The sequence below is a fragment of the Butyrivibrio sp. Su6 genome, from assembly GCF_900108105.1.
Classification (GTDB): domain Bacteria; phylum Bacillota; class Clostridia; order Lachnospirales; family Lachnospiraceae; genus Butyrivibrio.
Map to the genome: position 1 here is coordinate 42,356 of NZ_FNUR01000012.1, position 17,951 is coordinate 60,306.

At 39.7% G+C, this 17,951-nt stretch carries 13 protein-coding genes and 1 other annotated feature; of the genes, 1 reads left to right on the plus strand and 12 read right to left on the minus strand.

The genetic code is table 11. The features are described 5' to 3' along the window. Nucleotides 1–2: 2 nt before the first annotated feature. From C4S54_RS12525 to C4S54_RS12580, 10 genes are all read right to left on the minus strand, one after another. Nucleotides 3–1,451, minus strand: coding sequence for an Mbeg1-like protein (locus tag C4S54_RS12525; protein ID WP_103869836.1), 1,449 nt, complete (start codon nucleotides 1,449–1,451; stop codon nucleotides 3–5). A gap of 14 nt (nucleotides 1,452–1,465) precedes the next feature. Beyond that, nucleotides 1,466–2,131: a hypothetical protein gene (locus tag C4S54_RS12530; protein WP_103869837.1), complete on the minus strand. Its 666-nt coding sequence runs from the start codon at nucleotides 2,129–2,131 to the stop codon at nucleotides 1,466–1,468. Nucleotides 2,132–2,161: 30 nt separating this feature from the next. Beyond that, nucleotides 2,162–4,633, minus strand: a complete 2,472-nt coding sequence (locus tag C4S54_RS12535) for a glycogen/starch/alpha-glucan phosphorylase (protein WP_103869838.1) — start codon at nucleotides 4,631–4,633, stop codon at nucleotides 2,162–2,164. 171 nt (nucleotides 4,634–4,804) lie between these two features. Beyond that, a complete protein-coding gene (locus C4S54_RS16400; RefSeq protein ID WP_242973814.1) occupies nucleotides 4,805–6,775 on the minus strand; it encodes a flagellin N-terminal helical domain-containing protein in 1,971 nt (656 codons plus the stop codon). A gap of 36 nt (nucleotides 6,776–6,811) precedes the next feature. Further along, nucleotides 6,812–7,186, minus strand: a complete 375-nt coding sequence (locus C4S54_RS12550) for a hypothetical protein (RefSeq protein WP_103869839.1) — start codon at nucleotides 7,184–7,186, stop codon at nucleotides 6,812–6,814. Between the two features lie 18 nt (nucleotides 7,187–7,204). Further along, nucleotides 7,205–8,530: a flagellin N-terminal helical domain-containing protein gene (locus tag C4S54_RS16270; protein WP_242973815.1), complete on the minus strand. Its 1,326-nt coding sequence runs from the start codon at nucleotides 8,528–8,530 to the stop codon at nucleotides 7,205–7,207. A gap of 875 nt (nucleotides 8,531–9,405) precedes the next feature. Then, entirely contained in the window at nucleotides 9,406–9,882 is a 477-nt protein-coding gene (locus C4S54_RS12565) for a helix-turn-helix domain-containing protein (RefSeq protein ID WP_103869840.1), read from the minus strand. 174 nt (nucleotides 9,883–10,056) lie between these two features. Next, the gene (locus C4S54_RS12570) at nucleotides 10,057–11,397 is read right to left on the minus strand and encodes an ATP-binding protein (protein WP_103869841.1); all 1,341 of its coding nucleotides are present in this window, start codon (nucleotides 11,395–11,397) and stop codon (nucleotides 10,057–10,059) included. A gap of 123 nt (nucleotides 11,398–11,520) precedes the next feature. Next, a complete protein-coding gene (locus C4S54_RS12575) occupies nucleotides 11,521–12,327 on the minus strand; it encodes a hypothetical protein (RefSeq protein ID WP_103869842.1) in 807 nt (268 codons plus the stop codon). A gap of 3 nt (nucleotides 12,328–12,330) precedes the next feature. Continuing rightward, entirely contained in the window at nucleotides 12,331–12,873 is a 543-nt protein-coding gene (locus tag C4S54_RS12580) for a helix-turn-helix domain-containing protein (protein ID WP_103869843.1), read from the minus strand. 139 nt (nucleotides 12,874–13,012) lie between these two features. On the opposite strand from C4S54_RS12580, the gene C4S54_RS12585 reads away from it, so the two are divergent. Next, a complete protein-coding gene (locus tag C4S54_RS12585) occupies nucleotides 13,013–13,471 on the plus strand; it encodes a DUF3592 domain-containing protein (protein WP_103869844.1) in 459 nt (152 codons plus the stop codon). Nucleotides 13,472–13,538: 67 nt separating this feature from the next. Here the strand turns inward: C4S54_RS12585 and ileS are convergent, their stop codons facing one another. Together ileS and C4S54_RS12595 are read right to left on the minus strand one after the other, a co-directional pair. Beyond that, nucleotides 13,539–16,730, minus strand: a complete 3,192-nt coding sequence (gene ileS / locus C4S54_RS12590) for an isoleucine--tRNA ligase (RefSeq protein ID WP_103869845.1) — start codon at nucleotides 16,728–16,730, stop codon at nucleotides 13,539–13,541. A gap of 40 nt (nucleotides 16,731–16,770) precedes the next feature. Next, nucleotides 16,771–17,007: a binding site (T-box leader), on the minus strand. 55 nt (nucleotides 17,008–17,062) lie between these two features. Beyond that, nucleotides 17,063–17,749 (minus strand): MIP/aquaporin family protein, encoded by a 687-nt coding sequence (locus tag C4S54_RS12595; RefSeq protein ID WP_103869846.1) that lies wholly within the window; start codon nucleotides 17,747–17,749, stop codon nucleotides 17,063–17,065. Nucleotides 17,750–17,951: the final 202 nt, after the last annotated feature.

A 17,951-nucleotide genomic window follows, 5' to 3' on the forward strand; every position in this document is an offset into this window, starting at 1 on the left:
ATCTACGTCTTTAGTACAAACAGAAGGCTTATTAAAAATATTGCTATAAGTATCAGCACACCTTCAGCAATCAGGCGGATTTTCCTCTTTGAGATCACAAGCCTTGATTCTGCTCTTATAACTATGCTTTCGTCTTCAGCATTAAGATCCTTTCCACTGTAGCGCAGTGGATTGATCTTTCTCATTTTTCGTGCCACCAGAACTAATAGTTCGAACAATTCCTGGTGGTTACTTAGAAATCCCGTTATACTCTCCGGTGCATGTCTCATTTTTAATATACCAAGTACTGCACCAGGCTTTTTTCCGATAAATTCCATCAGAATGCCGTGATTTGTTATGAAATCCACCAGCCCCAGCATCTCTGTATTAAAACCGTTCTGGCTGAGCACCTCTCTTAAAGACGCTACTATTTCCGGTTTCTCTGCCTTATATCTGAATACATATGCTATGAGCTGCGCTGCACTATCTGAGTATCTTTCATCTGAAAAAGCAGCTATCAGGTTATCAGTATTGCCACTCTTGGCATTTACAATAACGTTCCCCAGCATCCTGGCCACTTTTTCTCTGGTGGTCATCCTGACTGACCTGATAAAGCTGTTTAACATTTCATCCAGATCCGACATTTTCTTGTCCTGACCCGGAGCTTTCCACACTGACATTCCTCCAACGCTGTCATAAAAAACTATTGCATTAGCACAGTGATTCTCGGCAAATCCCAATCTTCCATAATTCGTCCCGAGATAAAACTGTTTTTTACCAACGTCATTCAGAAGAATATTTACAAAGTCACTCTCAGCGATCACATTGAATATTTTGTGCTGATTCTGCCTGATCCTTACTGCATACTTCTGTATAAACTCATCAGAAAAGCCCTGTCCGTCAAAAGAAAAGCAGCTGTCTACACGGTCGTCCATGATAGTGATGAATTTTGACTTGTTACCACCTTTGGAATGGCCTGTCACTGTAATAATGTCGCAGCCACTAAAATCCAACGTCCTGAACCAGGAAAGAGCATTGCTCTGATACTCTGTAGGAACCTGATACAAGCCTGAAACGTTGTCTATCCACTCCGCATCACTCTGCGTTCCCTTAAATGCTACTATAGCTTCTTTAGAAGACGGATCAAAAAGATATACACTTCTTCCGCCACCTGCAGCATCGCTTTCATAATGGACTTCTTTTATTACTATGTTTTTCAGGTGCTCATTGGGCCTTATAGCCCACATGATCTCCTTATACTCTGCCCCGGTAACTCCGGTGCTGTACTCCTTATCATTTTCTATTTTTGCAGCATTCCTGAGAACCCCATTGATGTAATCACCAATAGTTCTCGATTCCTGATTTTTTGAAAGAAATGTACCTCTTGGGCCACCAAGATTTTCACAATACAACAAGTTGTTGATAAGTACGATCTCTTCAACAGTCATATTGCTAGTGTATTCACCGCCCATACAATACTCCCCTATTAATGATCCAATGAAAAACTGTCAGAAAAAAGTCTGTCTTTTACCGGATCGCCTTTAAAATCCTTGATGACTACAATGTATACTTCTCCACAAATACCTTCGTTTTTTAGTGAGTTTTCCACTTTTTTTACAGTTGCATTGTAATTTTTATCACCCAAGCGGGTATCATCCAAAAAAATCTTAATATCATTCCCAGCAACAATTTTTCCCTTCAGAACTTCCGTAGCAGAAATATCCTCTTTGTATTCGTTTCCCAAATACTCCCAAAAGCTTATTTCTGTCTTGATTATCGGGATCTCTTGTTTGGAAAGAATCTCTTCAAGCTGCTTTAATGCTTCATTCTTAATTATTTCCCCATAAAAATCATCCTTTATTTCATACTTATCCCCTATCTCTTTTGATGTGGCGATATAAGCAGAATCTCTTTCTACTTCCAGGGCCTTATAATACCATTCATTATAATCACGGATGGTTCCCGCCTTGGGATCACATCCAGTTATTTCGAAAGTATAGGAAGGATATTTTTCTCCCAGATATTTTTTTACTTCTCTCATTTCTTCAAGCAGTTTAATATCTGCGTCACAAAGATTCCCACTCTCTATCTCTTCTGAGCAAAAAGATATTGCTGCCAATATCCTTTTCTCATCATTAGTAAGTTCAATCATATCCTTCTCCCCTTATTTCGCCTTACAATATTACATTTCAAGCTTATCCAGGTGCCATACTTCGTCAACATACTCCTGAATAGTTCTGTCAGACGAGAATTTTCCGCAGCTTGCAGTATTGAGAAGTGCCATTTTTGCCCAACGCTTCTTGTCCTGATATGCATCAGATATTCTCTTCTGAGCCTCAAGGTATGACTCGAAGTCCTTAAGGATAAAGTACTGATCTGCCTTGTTGGAATTTACTGTATTTAACAGGCAGTTATAAAGCGGTCTAAATAGCTCTCTGTCTTTAGAGAAGGTTCCATCTACCAGCATATCAAGAACTTTTTTTACATTAGGATTGCTGTTGTAGATATCCATTGGATTGTAGCCGCCGTTTCTCTCATAATCCATAACTTCCTGTGAAGTAAGACCAAAGATAAACGCGTTCTCTTCACCAACTTCATTAACAATCTCAACATTTGCTCCGTCAAGGGTTCCAAGAGTTACTGCTCCGTTAAGCATCATCTTCATATTACCTGTACCGGAAGCCTCTTTTGAAGCGGTAGAGATCTGTTCTGATACATCTGCTGCCGCAAATATAAGCTCTGCATTTGAAACTCTGTAGTCCTCTATAAATACAACTTTGATCTTGCCACCAATATCAGGGTCATTATTTACAACATCTGCCACTGCATTGATGAGCTTAATTGTAAGTTTGGCTGTAAGATAGCCGGCTGCTGCCTTGGCGCCAAAGATATATGTCTTTGGGTAGAAGTCCTTATTAGGGTGTGTCTTGATATCGTTGTACTTATGAATAACCTGAAGGATATTAAGGAGCTGCCTCTTGTATTCGTGAAGTCTTTTTACCTGAACATCAAAGATTGACTTAGGATCGACTTCAACTCCGTTGTGCTTCAGGATGTATTTAGCAAGGCGCTTCTTATTCTGAAGCTTGATATCCATGAACTCCTGCTGGGCTTTCTTATCGTCGGCAAAGGCCTTGAGTTTCTCCATCTGTGACAGGTCAACAATCCAGTCATCACCGATCTTTTCCGTTACCCAGTCAGCCAAAAGAGGATTTGCATGCATAAGGAATCTTCTCTGGGTGATACCGTTTGTCTTATTGTTGAACTTCTCAGGCATCATCTCATAGAAATCCTTAAGCTCTCTCTTTTCAAGGATCTCTGTGTGGAGCCTTGCAACGCCGTTAACTGAGTGTCCGCCGACAATTGCAAGATGTGCCATCTTAACCTGATTGTCATACAAAATTGCCATGCTTCTTATCTTGGCCTGAACATCGATTCCTGCTGAACCTGAGTACTGACGCATGATCTGATCAACAAATCTTCGGTTTATCTCGTCAACAATCTGATAAATTCTTGGAAGAAGTCTCTGGAACAGGTCTACAGGCCACTTTTCAAGGGCTTCTGCCATAATCGTATGGTTGGTGTAGCAGCAGGTCTTAGTTGTTACATCCCAGGCCTCATCCCATGAAAGATAGTATTCGTCCATGAGAAGTCTCATAAGCTCTGCAACTGCAACAGTTGGATGAGTGTCATTTAGCTGGAATACATTTTTTTCATAGAACTTTCTGATATCCTCATGATGCTTAAGATATCTCTGAAGAGCAGTCTGTACTGAAGCAGATATAAAGAAATACTGCTGTTTAAGTCTCAGCTCTTTTCCTGCTATATGATTGTCGTTTGGATAAAGAACTTCACAGAGCTGGCTTGCAAGATTTTCCTGCTCAACAGCTTTCTGATAATCACCCTTATCAAAAGAATCAAGCTGGAAGCACTGAACAGGCTCTGCATCCCAGATTCGGAGGGTGTTTACCACACCGTTTCCATATCCAACAACGGGAAGGTCATAAGGAACAGCTCTTACCACCTGATAGCCTTCCTGCTTGAACATGGTTCTTCCACGCTCGTCTGTATACATATTTACATAGCCGCCAAACTTAACTTCTTTGGCGTACTCATTTCTTCTAAGCTCAAATGGATTGCCGTTCTCAAGCCATGTATCCGGAACTTCTACCTGATAACCATCCTGAATTTTCTGACGGAACATTCCGTATTTATATCTGATTCCACAACCATAGGCCACGTATCCAAGAGTTGAAAGAGAATCCAAAAAACATGCAGCAAGTCTTCCAAGTCCACCATTTCCAAGGGCTGGATCCGGCTCCTGATCCTCAATTAGATTTAAATCAATATTGAGCTCATCAAGGGCTTCTTTTACCGGCTTATATGCCTGAAGGTTTATCAGGTTATTTCCAAATGCTCTTCCCATAAGAAATTCCATGGACATGTAGTACACAATCTTTGGGTCCTGCTCAGCTGCTTTTTTCTGTGTGGTCATCCAATGATCTACAATTGCATCCTTTATGGCATAGGCTGCTGCCTGGTAAAGCTCTTGCTCAGTAGCTTCTTCCATGGTCTTTCTGTAGAGAGTCTTTACGTTGTACTGGACACTTCTTTTGAATAAGTCCTTATCAAACTTTAGTGGTTTTTTCTTCATGTTGCCTCCTCATAGAACTGATTGCAATCCATATTTTTATTTCATAAAAAAATATGGTATACGAAATAATTTTACCGCATATCCGTTTACAATTCCATAAAATCCAACAAAAAAGACATAAAAAAAGCCTCCGGACTTCCCTGTCCATGAGGATTAAATAATTTTTTATTATTATTGTAATAACGCTAACACTCCCTGATTGGTCTGATTAGCCTGGGCCAGCATTGCCTGACCCGCCTGCTCAAGAATCTTTTGGTTTGAATATCTGACCATCTCCTCCGCCATATCCGTATCGCGGATCAGAGACTCTGCGCTCTGAGTGTTTTCAACTACGTTGTCCAGATTTCTGATCGTGTGATCAAGTCTGTTCTGCAGGGATCCGTAGTAGCTTCTGACACTGTTTACATTCAAAAGTGCTTTTTTAACTGTTTCAATTGTTGACAGGGCCTTATCCCTGGTTGATATATCAAATACTCCATATTCGGTGAGAGCGTCGAGACTGATATTAAAGCGCTTTAATTCTATCCTGTCCGTCGGTGAGTTTTCTGATCCAACCTGCAAGTATAGAAGACCGCTTCCCTCGGGATCATCACCGCCACTTCCGCTTCCGCCACCGCCTCCTCCTGTAGTTCCAGGCTCTTTTTCGGGGATTGTATATCCTGTTCCAAAATAATTGGCGTATTTGGTGTTATCTGAATTTATTATGTAGTTCTGAGCGCTTGTACTTAAGCTCGAAGGTGCAAATACCGTTGCTTCTGATTTTGAAAGATCATCAAATATGGACCCCGCTCCGTTTGTTCCTTTGGCGGCTAAAAGATCCTTAATAAAAGCTACCGGTTCTGCGGCTCCCGATTTTACCGCATTTTCAAAGGCTGACTGGCCTCCTGTGTAATTTGTCAGATTTTTGATTGCCGTATCAAAAGAAGCTGGTGTGGTCGCCATATAATTCATTAACTTATCAAGGCCACTTGCTATATTAGCCGATGTCACTGCTGTGTTTCCATCCTTTGCAGAAACAGCATAACCAAGGTACATTGTCGCAAGATACCCTGCTCCATATGGGCCAAATCCTCCTGACTGCTGAGTTGTCTGTGTGAGCACTGACATATAGTTCGTTATAGCTGCATCTGTAGAAGAAGTGTTCAAAAAGTTTGAAACCCAGCCATTATCGCCGCTTGACGTCTGTGCAGCTCCTTCAACAAACCAGTCCGGGAAGCCGGAAAACATGCCGGATGTAAGTGTGTCATACATTGCAAGATGGGTCATTTCATGGGCTATAACTGCCGCCAGGTCAGCTTTCTGTGCGTCCGTCATAGATGAATAGTTAGACATTGAATAATCAGATGAATCGACTGTCATCCAATAAGTCATTGTTGCAGAAGTCCCGTTACTTGAAAGCTGAAGTGAAGCACTTGCCAGGGTATTGCTGGCTCCATCGATATTTGCAAGGTTTAATCCCACCTGAATAGTCTGTGATGCAGCGTTAGAAAAAAGACTTGGAAAATTATCATACAGGTTAGATACCGCATTAGCAGCTGCGTCTTTGATAAACTGTGCAAAAGCTGTATCTGCGTAGGTCGTATCCTGACCAACTGCTGAACTTTCCTGAAGGTCTACTTTATTGCCACTGCTATCTACAAAATCAACAGTTATTTCTACGGTACTTCCATTTGGAAATCCCAAAGCAACCTTATTAGGGGATGTAACAGTATTAGGTGCATAGCCATCATCCGCAAATATATCGATGTTATTAAACTGCGTAGTAGAGTGAACTCTGTCAATTTCCTGACCAAGCTTCTGCAGTTCCTGATTGGCAAAATTTCTATCATCGTTCAAAAGAGTATCATTAGCAGCTTTTACAGCAAGCACATTAGCCCTTTGGAGCATGTCACTAACTTCGTTTAAAGCTCCATCTGCAATCTGGCACCATGAAACGCCGTCCTGTGCATTAGCAGACGCCTGAGTAAGACCCCTTATCTGCCTTCTCATCTTTTCCGAAATAGCAAGCCCTGCTGCATCATCAGCTGCTCTATTGATCTTGTATCCCGATGAAAGCTTTTCAGATGATTTGGCTGTAAGTCCGGTTGAAATATTCAGTTGTCGGTTAGCATTCATACCTGCTATATTATGCTGAATAACCATACATAAATCTCCGACAAATCCTTTTTGCTACAACAGTTAATCCCAATGTCCCACAACAGTTACTTCCATTTTTCTTTTGCAGATTGGACAAATGCGCTCCTCAGTCAATAACTGCAATTCACTTCCACAAGAGCACTTTGATCTGTATATTCCGCTCTTTCCATCAGCTGTTTTTAACGTCAGCACTCCACACTCCACTATCTTTTTACAGGATGGGCACCAGGCTGCTGCCTTCCTCGCAAACCAAGTCATTCCCTTGTTTTTATCAAGAGTATTCTTTAGTTTTTGGGTCATTTCTTTGTCAAACAGGATATCTATTATCTCAATGTTGCAGTATCGCATCCCTGCTCCTGTCATTACATCCTGCTCAATATTACAGTTCTTACACCTTATCTTTTCTATATTTCCCATATCTTTTTCCCACTATTATCACTGAAGAAGTGCCATTACTCCCTGATTGGTCTGATTAGCCTGCGCTAGCATTGCCTGCCCTGCCTGCTGTAAAATATTGTTATTTGAATACCTGACCATCTCTGCGGCCATATCTGTATCTCTTATCTCTGATTCGGAATGCTGAGTATTTTCAACCACGTTGTCCAGATTCCTAACCGTGTGCTCAAGTCGGTTCTGGTATGCACCCATGCGGCTTCTTTGCTCGCTTACAAAGTTCAGACCTGCCTTTACGCTATCTATTGCATTTCTTGCTGACGAGCTTGTTAAAACGCTTATGGAGCTTATCTTACAAGTCGTTGCGTTAATATATGGAAGCTGCAATTTAATCGTGTTTTCTTCTCCTGAATCTGCCCCAACCTGAAGAATCAGATCTCCCTCTGCATCATCAAACGTAGCCTGTTGTTTTGCTACTCCACCATCAAATGCGCCCATTCCTGAGCCAGGACTTGCTTTTTGTCCCGGTCTGTTGTCATGAATATAAAGAATACCATTTCCGCCATTTTTAAACTCGGTATAATGGCCTGTATTTATAGCTGCAACCTTTGCAACAATGTCATCTCCTGTTGTGCATCCCGAAATATCTACGTTATAGATCATATGCTCGCCACTTGTTTCAGCGCTGTCACCTTCCCCATTGTTGAAATTTATGCTGTAATGTTTATTACATGTGCAGCATGTTGTGTTAAAACCAGTACCTGCCAGCTCCTCCTTCATTGCGTCAGATCCATCAAATGCGCTAAAGTCTACCTTTGATGATGTGTACGTTTTATCTCCCTCTGTATATTCACCAGACATATACCCGCCGTCATTATCTGAAATAGCCGCCCAGGAAGGAAGCTTTGAATTAGGATCGATTGATATGCCAAGGTCCAAATCTCCAATTATTGATCCCTTTAATACGAATATTTCATTAAAGGTTGTTTTCTCATTTATCGCATCAAGTTCTTCTTTTATCTTATCTATTTCAAGCTGAATATATTGTCTGTCACTGTTTGTCAGTGTTTCGTTAGCCGCCTTCACTGCAAGTTCATTACATCTTTGCATCATGTCATGGACTTCAGCCATAGCCCCATCAGCCACCTGAACAAGGGAAATACCATCCTGCGCATTGGCTGACGCCTGTGTAAGTCCTCTTACCTGTCTTCTCATTTTTTCGGAAATAGCAAGACCTGCTGCATCATCTGCAGCACGATTGATCTTATAACCAGAAGACAGCTTTTCAGACGACTTGGCCTGCATCCAAGTCGTCATTCCAAGCTGTCTATTAGAATTCATAGCAGTTATATTGTGCTGAATTACCATGGCAAAGATCCTTCTACTATCCCTATTGATTTAGGGATTTCCTAAGCACAAGCATCCTTGCATGTAATGCCGCATCCTTACGGCTATTAATGATATCGGTTATTATTGAAAAAAAATTACATCTTTATTAAAATCATAGAATTTAAAATACAGTTTAAAAAAATGTTTAAAAAAAAGACGGTTTTATAAAAATGACCGTCCTTTTACCATTTATACTATTTTTCATTATGCGGTGATGCGACTGTTGCAAGTTTTGAACGGTCAAACATCCAAGAAAGAACTCCCATGACTTCCACATATGCCTTTTTTAACGTTTCCCTGCGCTTTTTGGCGCAGAGAACACTCTATCACAGCTGTCATAACAGTACAATTAGCAATACAATACAAAAAAATATGTCGAATTTGTGATAACTCTGTTGTTCAATTTCAACACTCGTTTGTTGGTTTGAAATTTTATTATCGTCATTCACAGAATATCGATAATTCCTAGCAAAAGGAAATATCGCTTATCTGCCGTTGTTTCACGCCGCTAACATAATTATATGTGTAATTTGTGAAAAAATAATCCGTTCTGAATCGCACGCCCCTTATATTAATCGTTTTTTAGATTTATATTAGTCGGTATAATAATTCGATTGATCGATTTATTCTTATTACCCAGAAAACTTGCACAATGTTTTGTTTATTTTTTACCAAACAAACGTTTATCAAAATCTTCTCAAGCATGCCACAAGGCGCATACTCATAGCATTTTCTTACTCTTTCCTGTTATTCTCCTGTGTTACGCTAACTAAATAAAGCGCAGCTTCCCTTGCTACGCTTTTTCTCATTATCATCAAAAATGATACAACTATTATCGTCACCATGAATAAATACTACTCATTTGTATTACGATTGTTCCTAACAATTAGTCTTACCATCTCTGTTGCCATATTCTTATTCTGAGGCGATAATTGGTGATAGTAATAAATCAGTTCCAAATCTTCAGGTTCCATCCACTCTTTCAATTCTCTGTCACTCATCTCCGGACAGTTATTGATAAACTCAAGATATAACGGATCAAGCGAGGATGACATTGGATTATCAATGAATAGCCCATCAAATCCTCCTTGTTTTAACTTTTCAAGCTCTTCTTTCTTTGACACTGCTGACAGTTTTATAAGATGCATCAAAGGAACTTCATAAAGGATAGAAAGCTTGTTCAATATATCATTTGAAGGAATCGTTATGCCTGTTTCATAGTGTGAGTAGTTAGCTCTTGTGGTGCCAATATAATCTGAAACCTTTTTCTGTGTATAATGATGACGTTTTCGTAACATTCTTAGCTGTTTTGTTAATGGTGTGTCCGCCATGATTATCTCCTGAACCGCTTATTTATTACATAATCTCTATATTTAGGCTAGTCCAGGAATTATCAAAATGTAATAGTTAGAAAGGCTTTTTATCATATTTATAAAAACGGTAAGTATTTTATCTTTTGTCCCAATTCATATTTTGTGTTTGCTTTATCTTCCACCGCCCCTTTTTTAAATTATAATTTTCTCAAGTATTGGCATTTCCAGCTTTTTCTTCATAAATGTTGTCATGTATATTGGATAATATACAATTTTTCCATCTACCGAGATATCATGCCCTGAAAATACAAATGCCTCTTCAATATCAAATTCATTATTGTTTACCACATTGCTGATTGCAGAATGAACATAATAGTCTTTGCCGCTTTTTACTTCGATTGGTAAAACTCTTCCATTATACTCAACGACAAAATCCAGCTCACCAAGTTTTTTACTATTATAATAATAAACATCAAATCCATTAGCACTTAACTCTTGGATAACTGCATTTTCATACACTCCTCCTAAATTAGGAACTCCTTCTCCATATAGTATTCCACGTCTCATTGAATCCCCACATGAGAATGTCAATAACCCGACATCTGAATAATAAAGTTTTACCAGACTACTCTTTTCATTTAACTTCAAGGCAATTTTGGGCTCTGTAACATTGAAAGATGGGAGCACGACTCCTGCTTTATACAGCCACATAAAAGAATTCTCCACCTTTTCAAAACGTAATCCCTTTTTTATATCTGCATAATTAAATCTTCTGTTTTGTTTTAGAAGTTGAGCAGGAATCAAATCATATATGTCATTTAGTAAAAGTCTTTTGTCTACATCCTCATATTTTGTATAATCTCGTTTGTAAAAAGAAATAATATCCCCCTGTATCTCATCAATTTCACCAGTATTTCCTGTATCTATCAGCTTTTGAACCGACTGTGGCATTCCACCAACAACAAGATATCTATTGAACAGTTTCATCACCTTATTATGGACTATCTCACCTACTTTTTTCTTATTTTCAAAACAGTCCCTTAAGTGATTTAACACTTCTTCAGTTACACCATTAGCAATCATAAATTCTTCGAACGTAAGCGGATACATCTTAAGCTCATGTATGTAACCAACAGGTGCCGATCTGAGTGCTCTAAGTTCCACTCCAAGCAATGATCCACTTAAAATGTACCGAAAACTGGCATCATCAACCCAAAACTTTATTCTTGTGACAAGTTCTTTTAACTCCTGTACTTCATCTATAAATACTATGGTTTTATTCTTTATGAATGTATGCCCTGTAGAAGCAGATAGATTAATCACCAGATCATCGACAGATTCTGATTTCGTTAAAGCCTTCAAAGCATCTTGATTATCTATCAGATTAACTTCAACATAATCACATTTTTGTTCTTTTAAGCAATGCCTTATAGTATAAGTTTTTCCAACCTGTCTTGCTCCATCAACAAGCAGGGCTCTATGATCACCCATTATCCAATTTGATATTTCTTTTTCAATTGTTCTTCTTATCATATGGCCTCCTGTAGATTCCTACGGAACAAAAAAACACTTTTTCTATAATCTCCGCTCTTATATTATACACTTTTTCCATGATTTTTACTCCAATACCATACACTTTTTCCATTTTTATTCCAATCACTTAAACAGATATTTATATCGCCTTTTCATCTCCATAATCACTTCCACAACACGTTCTTTTTCCTTATTTGTGTAATTGTTCTCTGTAAAACATATATCCTCCACCTCTTCTTGCGAAAAATGAAATGAAATACTCTGTCCATAGAGTTTTTCTGATATTTCAAGTTGCTCCTCAAAAGATGTTGAAAATGTTTTGGGGTTAACATCATTTATCTGTGAAAAAACATCTCTCTCCAAAGGATAATCCATCTTTGTATCTGAAAGAAGGCCTGCTCCATTATCAAATACCGGACACAATCTAAACTCATGCTTATCATTCATAAGAACTGCTATATTATGCGTATGTCTGTCTTCATTAAGAAATAGCGCATCAATAGTAAGCAATTTGTTCATATAAGCCCCAAAACCTGTAAGCCCTGTAATGCGCTCGGTCTGATTGACTATCAGTTTTAGTCTGTCTTCATGGCTCTGAGTTCGATATATCAACTTATTAAGCGACTCTCCAAAATTATCCGCAAAAAGCCTTTCAAGAGTAATTAATTTCCATCCATCGGTGAAATCAATGCTTTTACAGCCTCTATAAGTATTTCCCTTATAACCTATTGTCTCAAAGTCATAGCTCACATACTCATCTTTTTCAAGGGATGATTTTGTTAAAAGAGCTGATATTACACATTCTGCCAATCCCTCATAGCCCATATTATCAGCCTTGTACCACACTCCATCTCTCTCAAATTTGAGTTGATTACCTTTTGAAGACTTTCGATTTTCAGTTTTTATATCTTTATCAAAAAGCTCTACCATGCTTTACCACTCCAATTTTATCCAAAAGTCATCGTCAGCCATTCGGCCTTGAGTTTTCTCAATTATCATGATTGGATCATAAAAAGGTATGTCTAATCTTTTTAGCTCAAGTTTGAGTTTATCCCTGCTCTCCGGAAAGCATCTGGATTTTATAAACTCTACATATTCGTCATAGGTGGGCTCAGTATTAACTCCAAACGCTCTATACAATGGATTGGAAATATAGTTGTGTATTAACACCTTCTTTTCCATCTCGTCAACATCAATTATTGTGCACACGAAATCATGATACATGTACCACAAACGCATTTTGTATTTTTTCTGTGGAACCGAAAGGTCTTCCGCCAATCCATGATTCTTGATTATTAAATCTGATAACACCGTAATAGGACCCGTTATTTGTTCATCTGTGGATTCCCATCTTTCAACTGTACGCTTCGAAACATTTACAAACTCCGCAAATTCTTTTTGCGTCATTCCCAAAATCTCTCGTACAAGCTTTATTTCTTCTGCGGTTACTCCTGCAGGAGTTATGTACTTTGCCATAGCTTAGTCCTCCATAAATAATTATAACCACATTTTTGTCGGTTGTTCAACTTAATTTTGCCGTCAAAAATGTGGTTATAATAATTGTTTTTCCATATCCGGTAAAGTGGTATTATCTTCTAGGAGGTGAAAAAAAGTTATGTTACTAACAATCGCAAGCATCGTTTTTTCTATAAAAATCAGCACCGGAATGATAGTTGGTATAGGACTTATAGCTGGGGGAGCTCTTTTTTCCTATATCGCGTACAGAATATTAAAGTCTACTAAAGAGATGATCAAAAATTGCAGCGGCGCATGCACCGGTAAAGTCATTGATTATTATAATGACACTGACCACGACGGACATAGAATCTATATACCTGTTGTTCAGTATGTAGTGGGCGGCACGGAATATACAATAGAAGGTAGCCAGAGCCACCTTGAAGAAAATCTCCCTCCGATAGGAGAGGTTTTGCAGATTCTATATAATCCTCAAAATCCGAATCAGGCGTATACTGCTACAAATTTTTCCGGCGAAAAGATAACTTCTACAATATTTATTATCACCGGCATCATTCTTTTCCTGGTTGGATTTTTCATTTTATTTTTCAGTTTATAAACTCTTTTTGCAAAAAAACACCCTATAGAGCAATGTTTGGCATTAACTCTATAGGGTGTATTTATTATCAAACTTTCTCTACGCCGATTGTAACTTTCTCGCCGTTGATATCCCACTCTTTTGCATTTGCTACATCAGAGCCATAGATGATCTCATTAGCAAGAACCTTTGTTGAGATGCTGCTTTCATTAGCCTTGATGATCTCAGCAAGCTTGTCATTGCCATTTAAGGAAACCTTGATGTGATCCATAACTTCGAATCCGGAATCCTTACGCATTGTCTGAACCTTACTGATTACTTCAAGTACGAAGCCTTCATTCAAAAGTTCTTCTGAAAGGTTTGTATCAAGAACAACTGTGATACCCCAGTTCTCCTGTGAAATAAAGCCTTCCTTCTGAGCCATCTCGATAAGAAGATCTTCCTTAACAAGTTCAACATCAACGTCATTTACTGTGAACTTGATGCTTCCGTTGTTATTAAGCTCATCCATTGTGGCATTTCCATCAAGGCCTTCAAGATAACTCTTGATAGCTCCGATGTTCTTACCATACTTAGGTCCTAATGTCTTAAGCTGTGGCTTGAATGTGTAGCTTGTGAAGTCACGAACATCATCTGTAAAGCTTACATTCTTAACGTTGAGCTCTTCTCTGATGATCTCAGTATAGAACTCGCCAACAGTCTCTTCTGCTTTTACATACATCTGACCGATAGGCTGACGGTTCTTGATGTTTGCTGCATTTCTTGCTGCACGTCCAAGAACAACGATATCAAGAACTTCTTCCATATCTTTCTCAAGCTTTGTATCGATCATGCTCTCATCAACCTCAGGGAAGTCACAGAGGTGAATACTTTCAGGAGCATCCTTAAAGCTGTTTCTTACAAGGTTCTGATAAATCTCCTCAGTCATGAATGGAACCATAGGAGCTGCTGCCTTACATACTGTTACAAGTGCTGTATAAAGAGTCATGTAAGCAGAAATCTTATCCTGCTCCATTCCCTTAGCCCAGAATCTTTCACGTGAGCGACGTACATACCAGTTAGACATCTCGTCTACAAATCCGTCAAGAGCCTTTCCTGCCTCAGGAATTCTGTAATTTGCAAGGTTCTCATCTACAGCCTTTACGCAGCTATTAAGCTTTGAAAGAAGCCATTTATCCATAACTGTAAGCTTATCTGTCTCAAGCTTGTAGTTAGCAGCATCGAATCCGTCGATGTTTGCATAAAGTGTGAAGAATGCATATGTATTCCAGAGTGTTCCCAGGAACTTACGCTGTCCTTCCATAACGGCATCACCTGAGAATCTGCTAGGAAGCCATGGAGCACTGTTAGTGTAGAAGTACCATCTGATAGCATCTGCGCCGTATTTTTCAAGTGCATCGAAAGGATCAACCGCGTTGCCCTTTGACTTACTCATCTTCTGTCCGTTCTCATCCTGCACAAGGCCGAGTACTATAACATTTTTAAATGCAGGCTTGTTGAAAAGAAGTGTTGCCTCTGCGTGAAGTGAGTAGAACCATCCTCTTGTCTGGTCTACAGCCTCTGAAATAAATTCAGCAGGGAACTGTTTCTCGAAGAGTTCTTTATTTTCAAATGGGTAGTGAAGCTGGGCAAATGGCATTGCTCCTGAATCGAACCAGCAGTCGATAACTTCTTTTACCCTGTGCATCTTCTTGCCGCACTTAGGACATGTGATCTCAAATTTATCAATATATGGTCTGTGAAGCTCACAAGTTTCTGCTGAAGGATCTCCTGAAAGCTCAGCGAGTTCTTTTCTTGAACCAACAGAAAGCTGATGTCCACAGTCATCGCACTCCCAGATATTAAGAGGTGTTCCCCAATATCTGTCACGTGAGATACCCCAATCCTGGATATTCTCAAGCCAGTCACCAAAACGTCCCTTACCGATTGACTCAGGAACCCAGTTGATCTCTTTATTGTTGCGGATAAGGTCATCCTTAACTTCTGTAACTTTAATGAACCATGATGAACGAGCGTAGTAAAGAAGTGGTGTTCCACATCTCCAGCAATGAGGATAATCATGCTCCATCTTTGGTGCACCAAAGAGAAGTCCTCTCTTATCAAGGTCTTTTAATACCTCTGGATCTGCACTGATAGCACCCTCATCCATTTCCTTCTGTGTAGGCTTACATCTCATGCCTGCAAAAGGAGTTTCAGGTTTAAGACGTCCCTCTGAATCAACCATCTGAACAAGAGGAGCATCATACTTACGACCAACTCTTGCGTCGTCTTCACCGAATGCAGGAGCGATATGTACGATACCTGTACCATCTGTCATAGTTACATATGTATCGCAGTAGATAAAGAAGGCCTTCTTGTGCTGTTTCTCTGTCTCATCAGCTGCGCACTGATAAAGTGGCTCGTACTCTTTGTACTCAAGATCTGTACCAACGTATGTCTCAAGAACTTCATAGGCCTTTTCGCCTTCTTCTTTTGCAAGGCTTCCAAGTACGTTATCTGCAAGTGCCTGAGCAAGATAGTATACGTTGCCATCTGCTGCCTTAACCTTGATGTATTTCTCATCAGGGTTTACGCAAAGTCCGATGTTTGAAGGAAGTGTCCAAGGTGTTGTTGTCCATGCAAGGAAGTAAGCATCCTCACCCTTAACCTTGAAACGAACGATAGCTGAACGCTCTTTTAATGTCTTGTAACCCTGTGCAACCTCGTGTGATGAAAGAGGTGTGCCACAACGAGGACAGTAAGGAACTACCTTAAAGCCCTTGTACAAAAGACCTTTCTTCCAGATCTCATTAAGAGCCCACCATTCAGACTCAATGAAATTGTCATCATATGTGATATATGGGTGTTCCATATCAGCCCAGAATCCAACTGTGCCTGAGAAATCTTCCCACATTCCTTTGTATTTCCAAACAGATTCCTTACATTTTTTGATGAAAGGCTCCATTCCGTACTCTTCGATCTGCTCTTTGCCATCAAGGCCAAGCATCTTCTCAACTTCGAGCTCAACAGGAAGACCGTGTGTATCCCAACCAGCCTTACGTGGAACTGTATATCCCTTCATTGTGCGGTATCTTGGGATCATATCCTTGATAGCACGGGTAAGAACGTGTCCGATATGTGGCTTACCATTGGCTGTTGGCGGGCCATCATAGAACATATACATTTCACCCTTACTTCTGGTGTCAACACTCTTCTGGAAGATGTTTTCTTTTTTCCAGAATTCTTCAATCTTTTTCTCTCTGCCGACGAAATTCATGTCAGTTTCGACTTTTGAATACATTTTTGAGCTCCTTTCTTAAAAGCAAAAGCCCCGTCCTTGTAAAAAGGACGAGGCTGTAATTACACTCTCGTTATACCACCTGTTTACACATACGCGCCATTTAAAATGGTTGAATACGCTTCCCGTTAACGAAGGGATACTCGTCAGGATCTACTATAGGTTCAATCCTGCAGCTCAGAAGTGATTTTCGATAGCGTCTACTCGCACCGGCTCACACCAACCGCCGGCTCTCTGAAAGCTTTCATACACTGCCTACTGTCTTCGTCACAGCTTTTTTATTCTTAATAACGTTCATATAATACTACTAATTTTTTTACCATGCAAGATAAAAATTACTCTTCAAGATAATTATACAAAAGAGCTGCAATTGCTGCCCCTGCAAGTGGTCCAACAATGAAAACCCAAAGGCTTGCAAGAGGTGCTGAATTTCCTGTGAATGCTGCAAATAATGCAGGGCCGAAACTTCTTGCCGGATTTACAGATGTTCCGGTAAGTCCGATTCCAAGAATATGAACAAGAACAAGAGTAAAGCCTATGATAAGTCCGCCAAAAGAGCCGTGACCTGCTTTATCTGATGTGACACCGAGAATAGTAAATACAAATACAAATGTAAGAACTATCTCAACGCAAAGACCTGCCAAAGGATTGCCATTTACACCGGCCAGTCCGTTTGCACCAAAGCCTCCTGTCTTATCAGTCACGCCGCCAACTCCAAAGATAATTGCCAGGATCCCTGAACCGATTATTGATCCCAAAACCTGAGAGATCACATAACCGATGAAATCATTAAGCGATAACCCGCCTCTCATGAATACACCAAGTGAAACCGCCGGATTGATATGGCATCCCGATATATTGCCAACACAATAAGCCATGCCAACGATAGTCAGACCAAAAGCAAGCGCTGTCAAAAGATATCCACTGCCATTTGCTGCATCACACCCAACAAGCATCGCTGTTCCACAGCCCAATACTACTAATACCGCTGTCCCAATACACTCTGCTACATATTTCTTCATACCTTTTCCCTCCTGATGTAAAAAAATGCCGCCCCATCGGCAAATTTCAAGCTACAACTGTATTATAATCCTTTTGTTTAGGATTTTGCATATTATTTTAATGTTTTTTCGTATGGTTGAAACTGCGTGATTTAAGGTCATTTTCAGATAGATTCATTTTTTCTCTGCACTTATGATGGATTTATACATTAGAAAAGAGGAT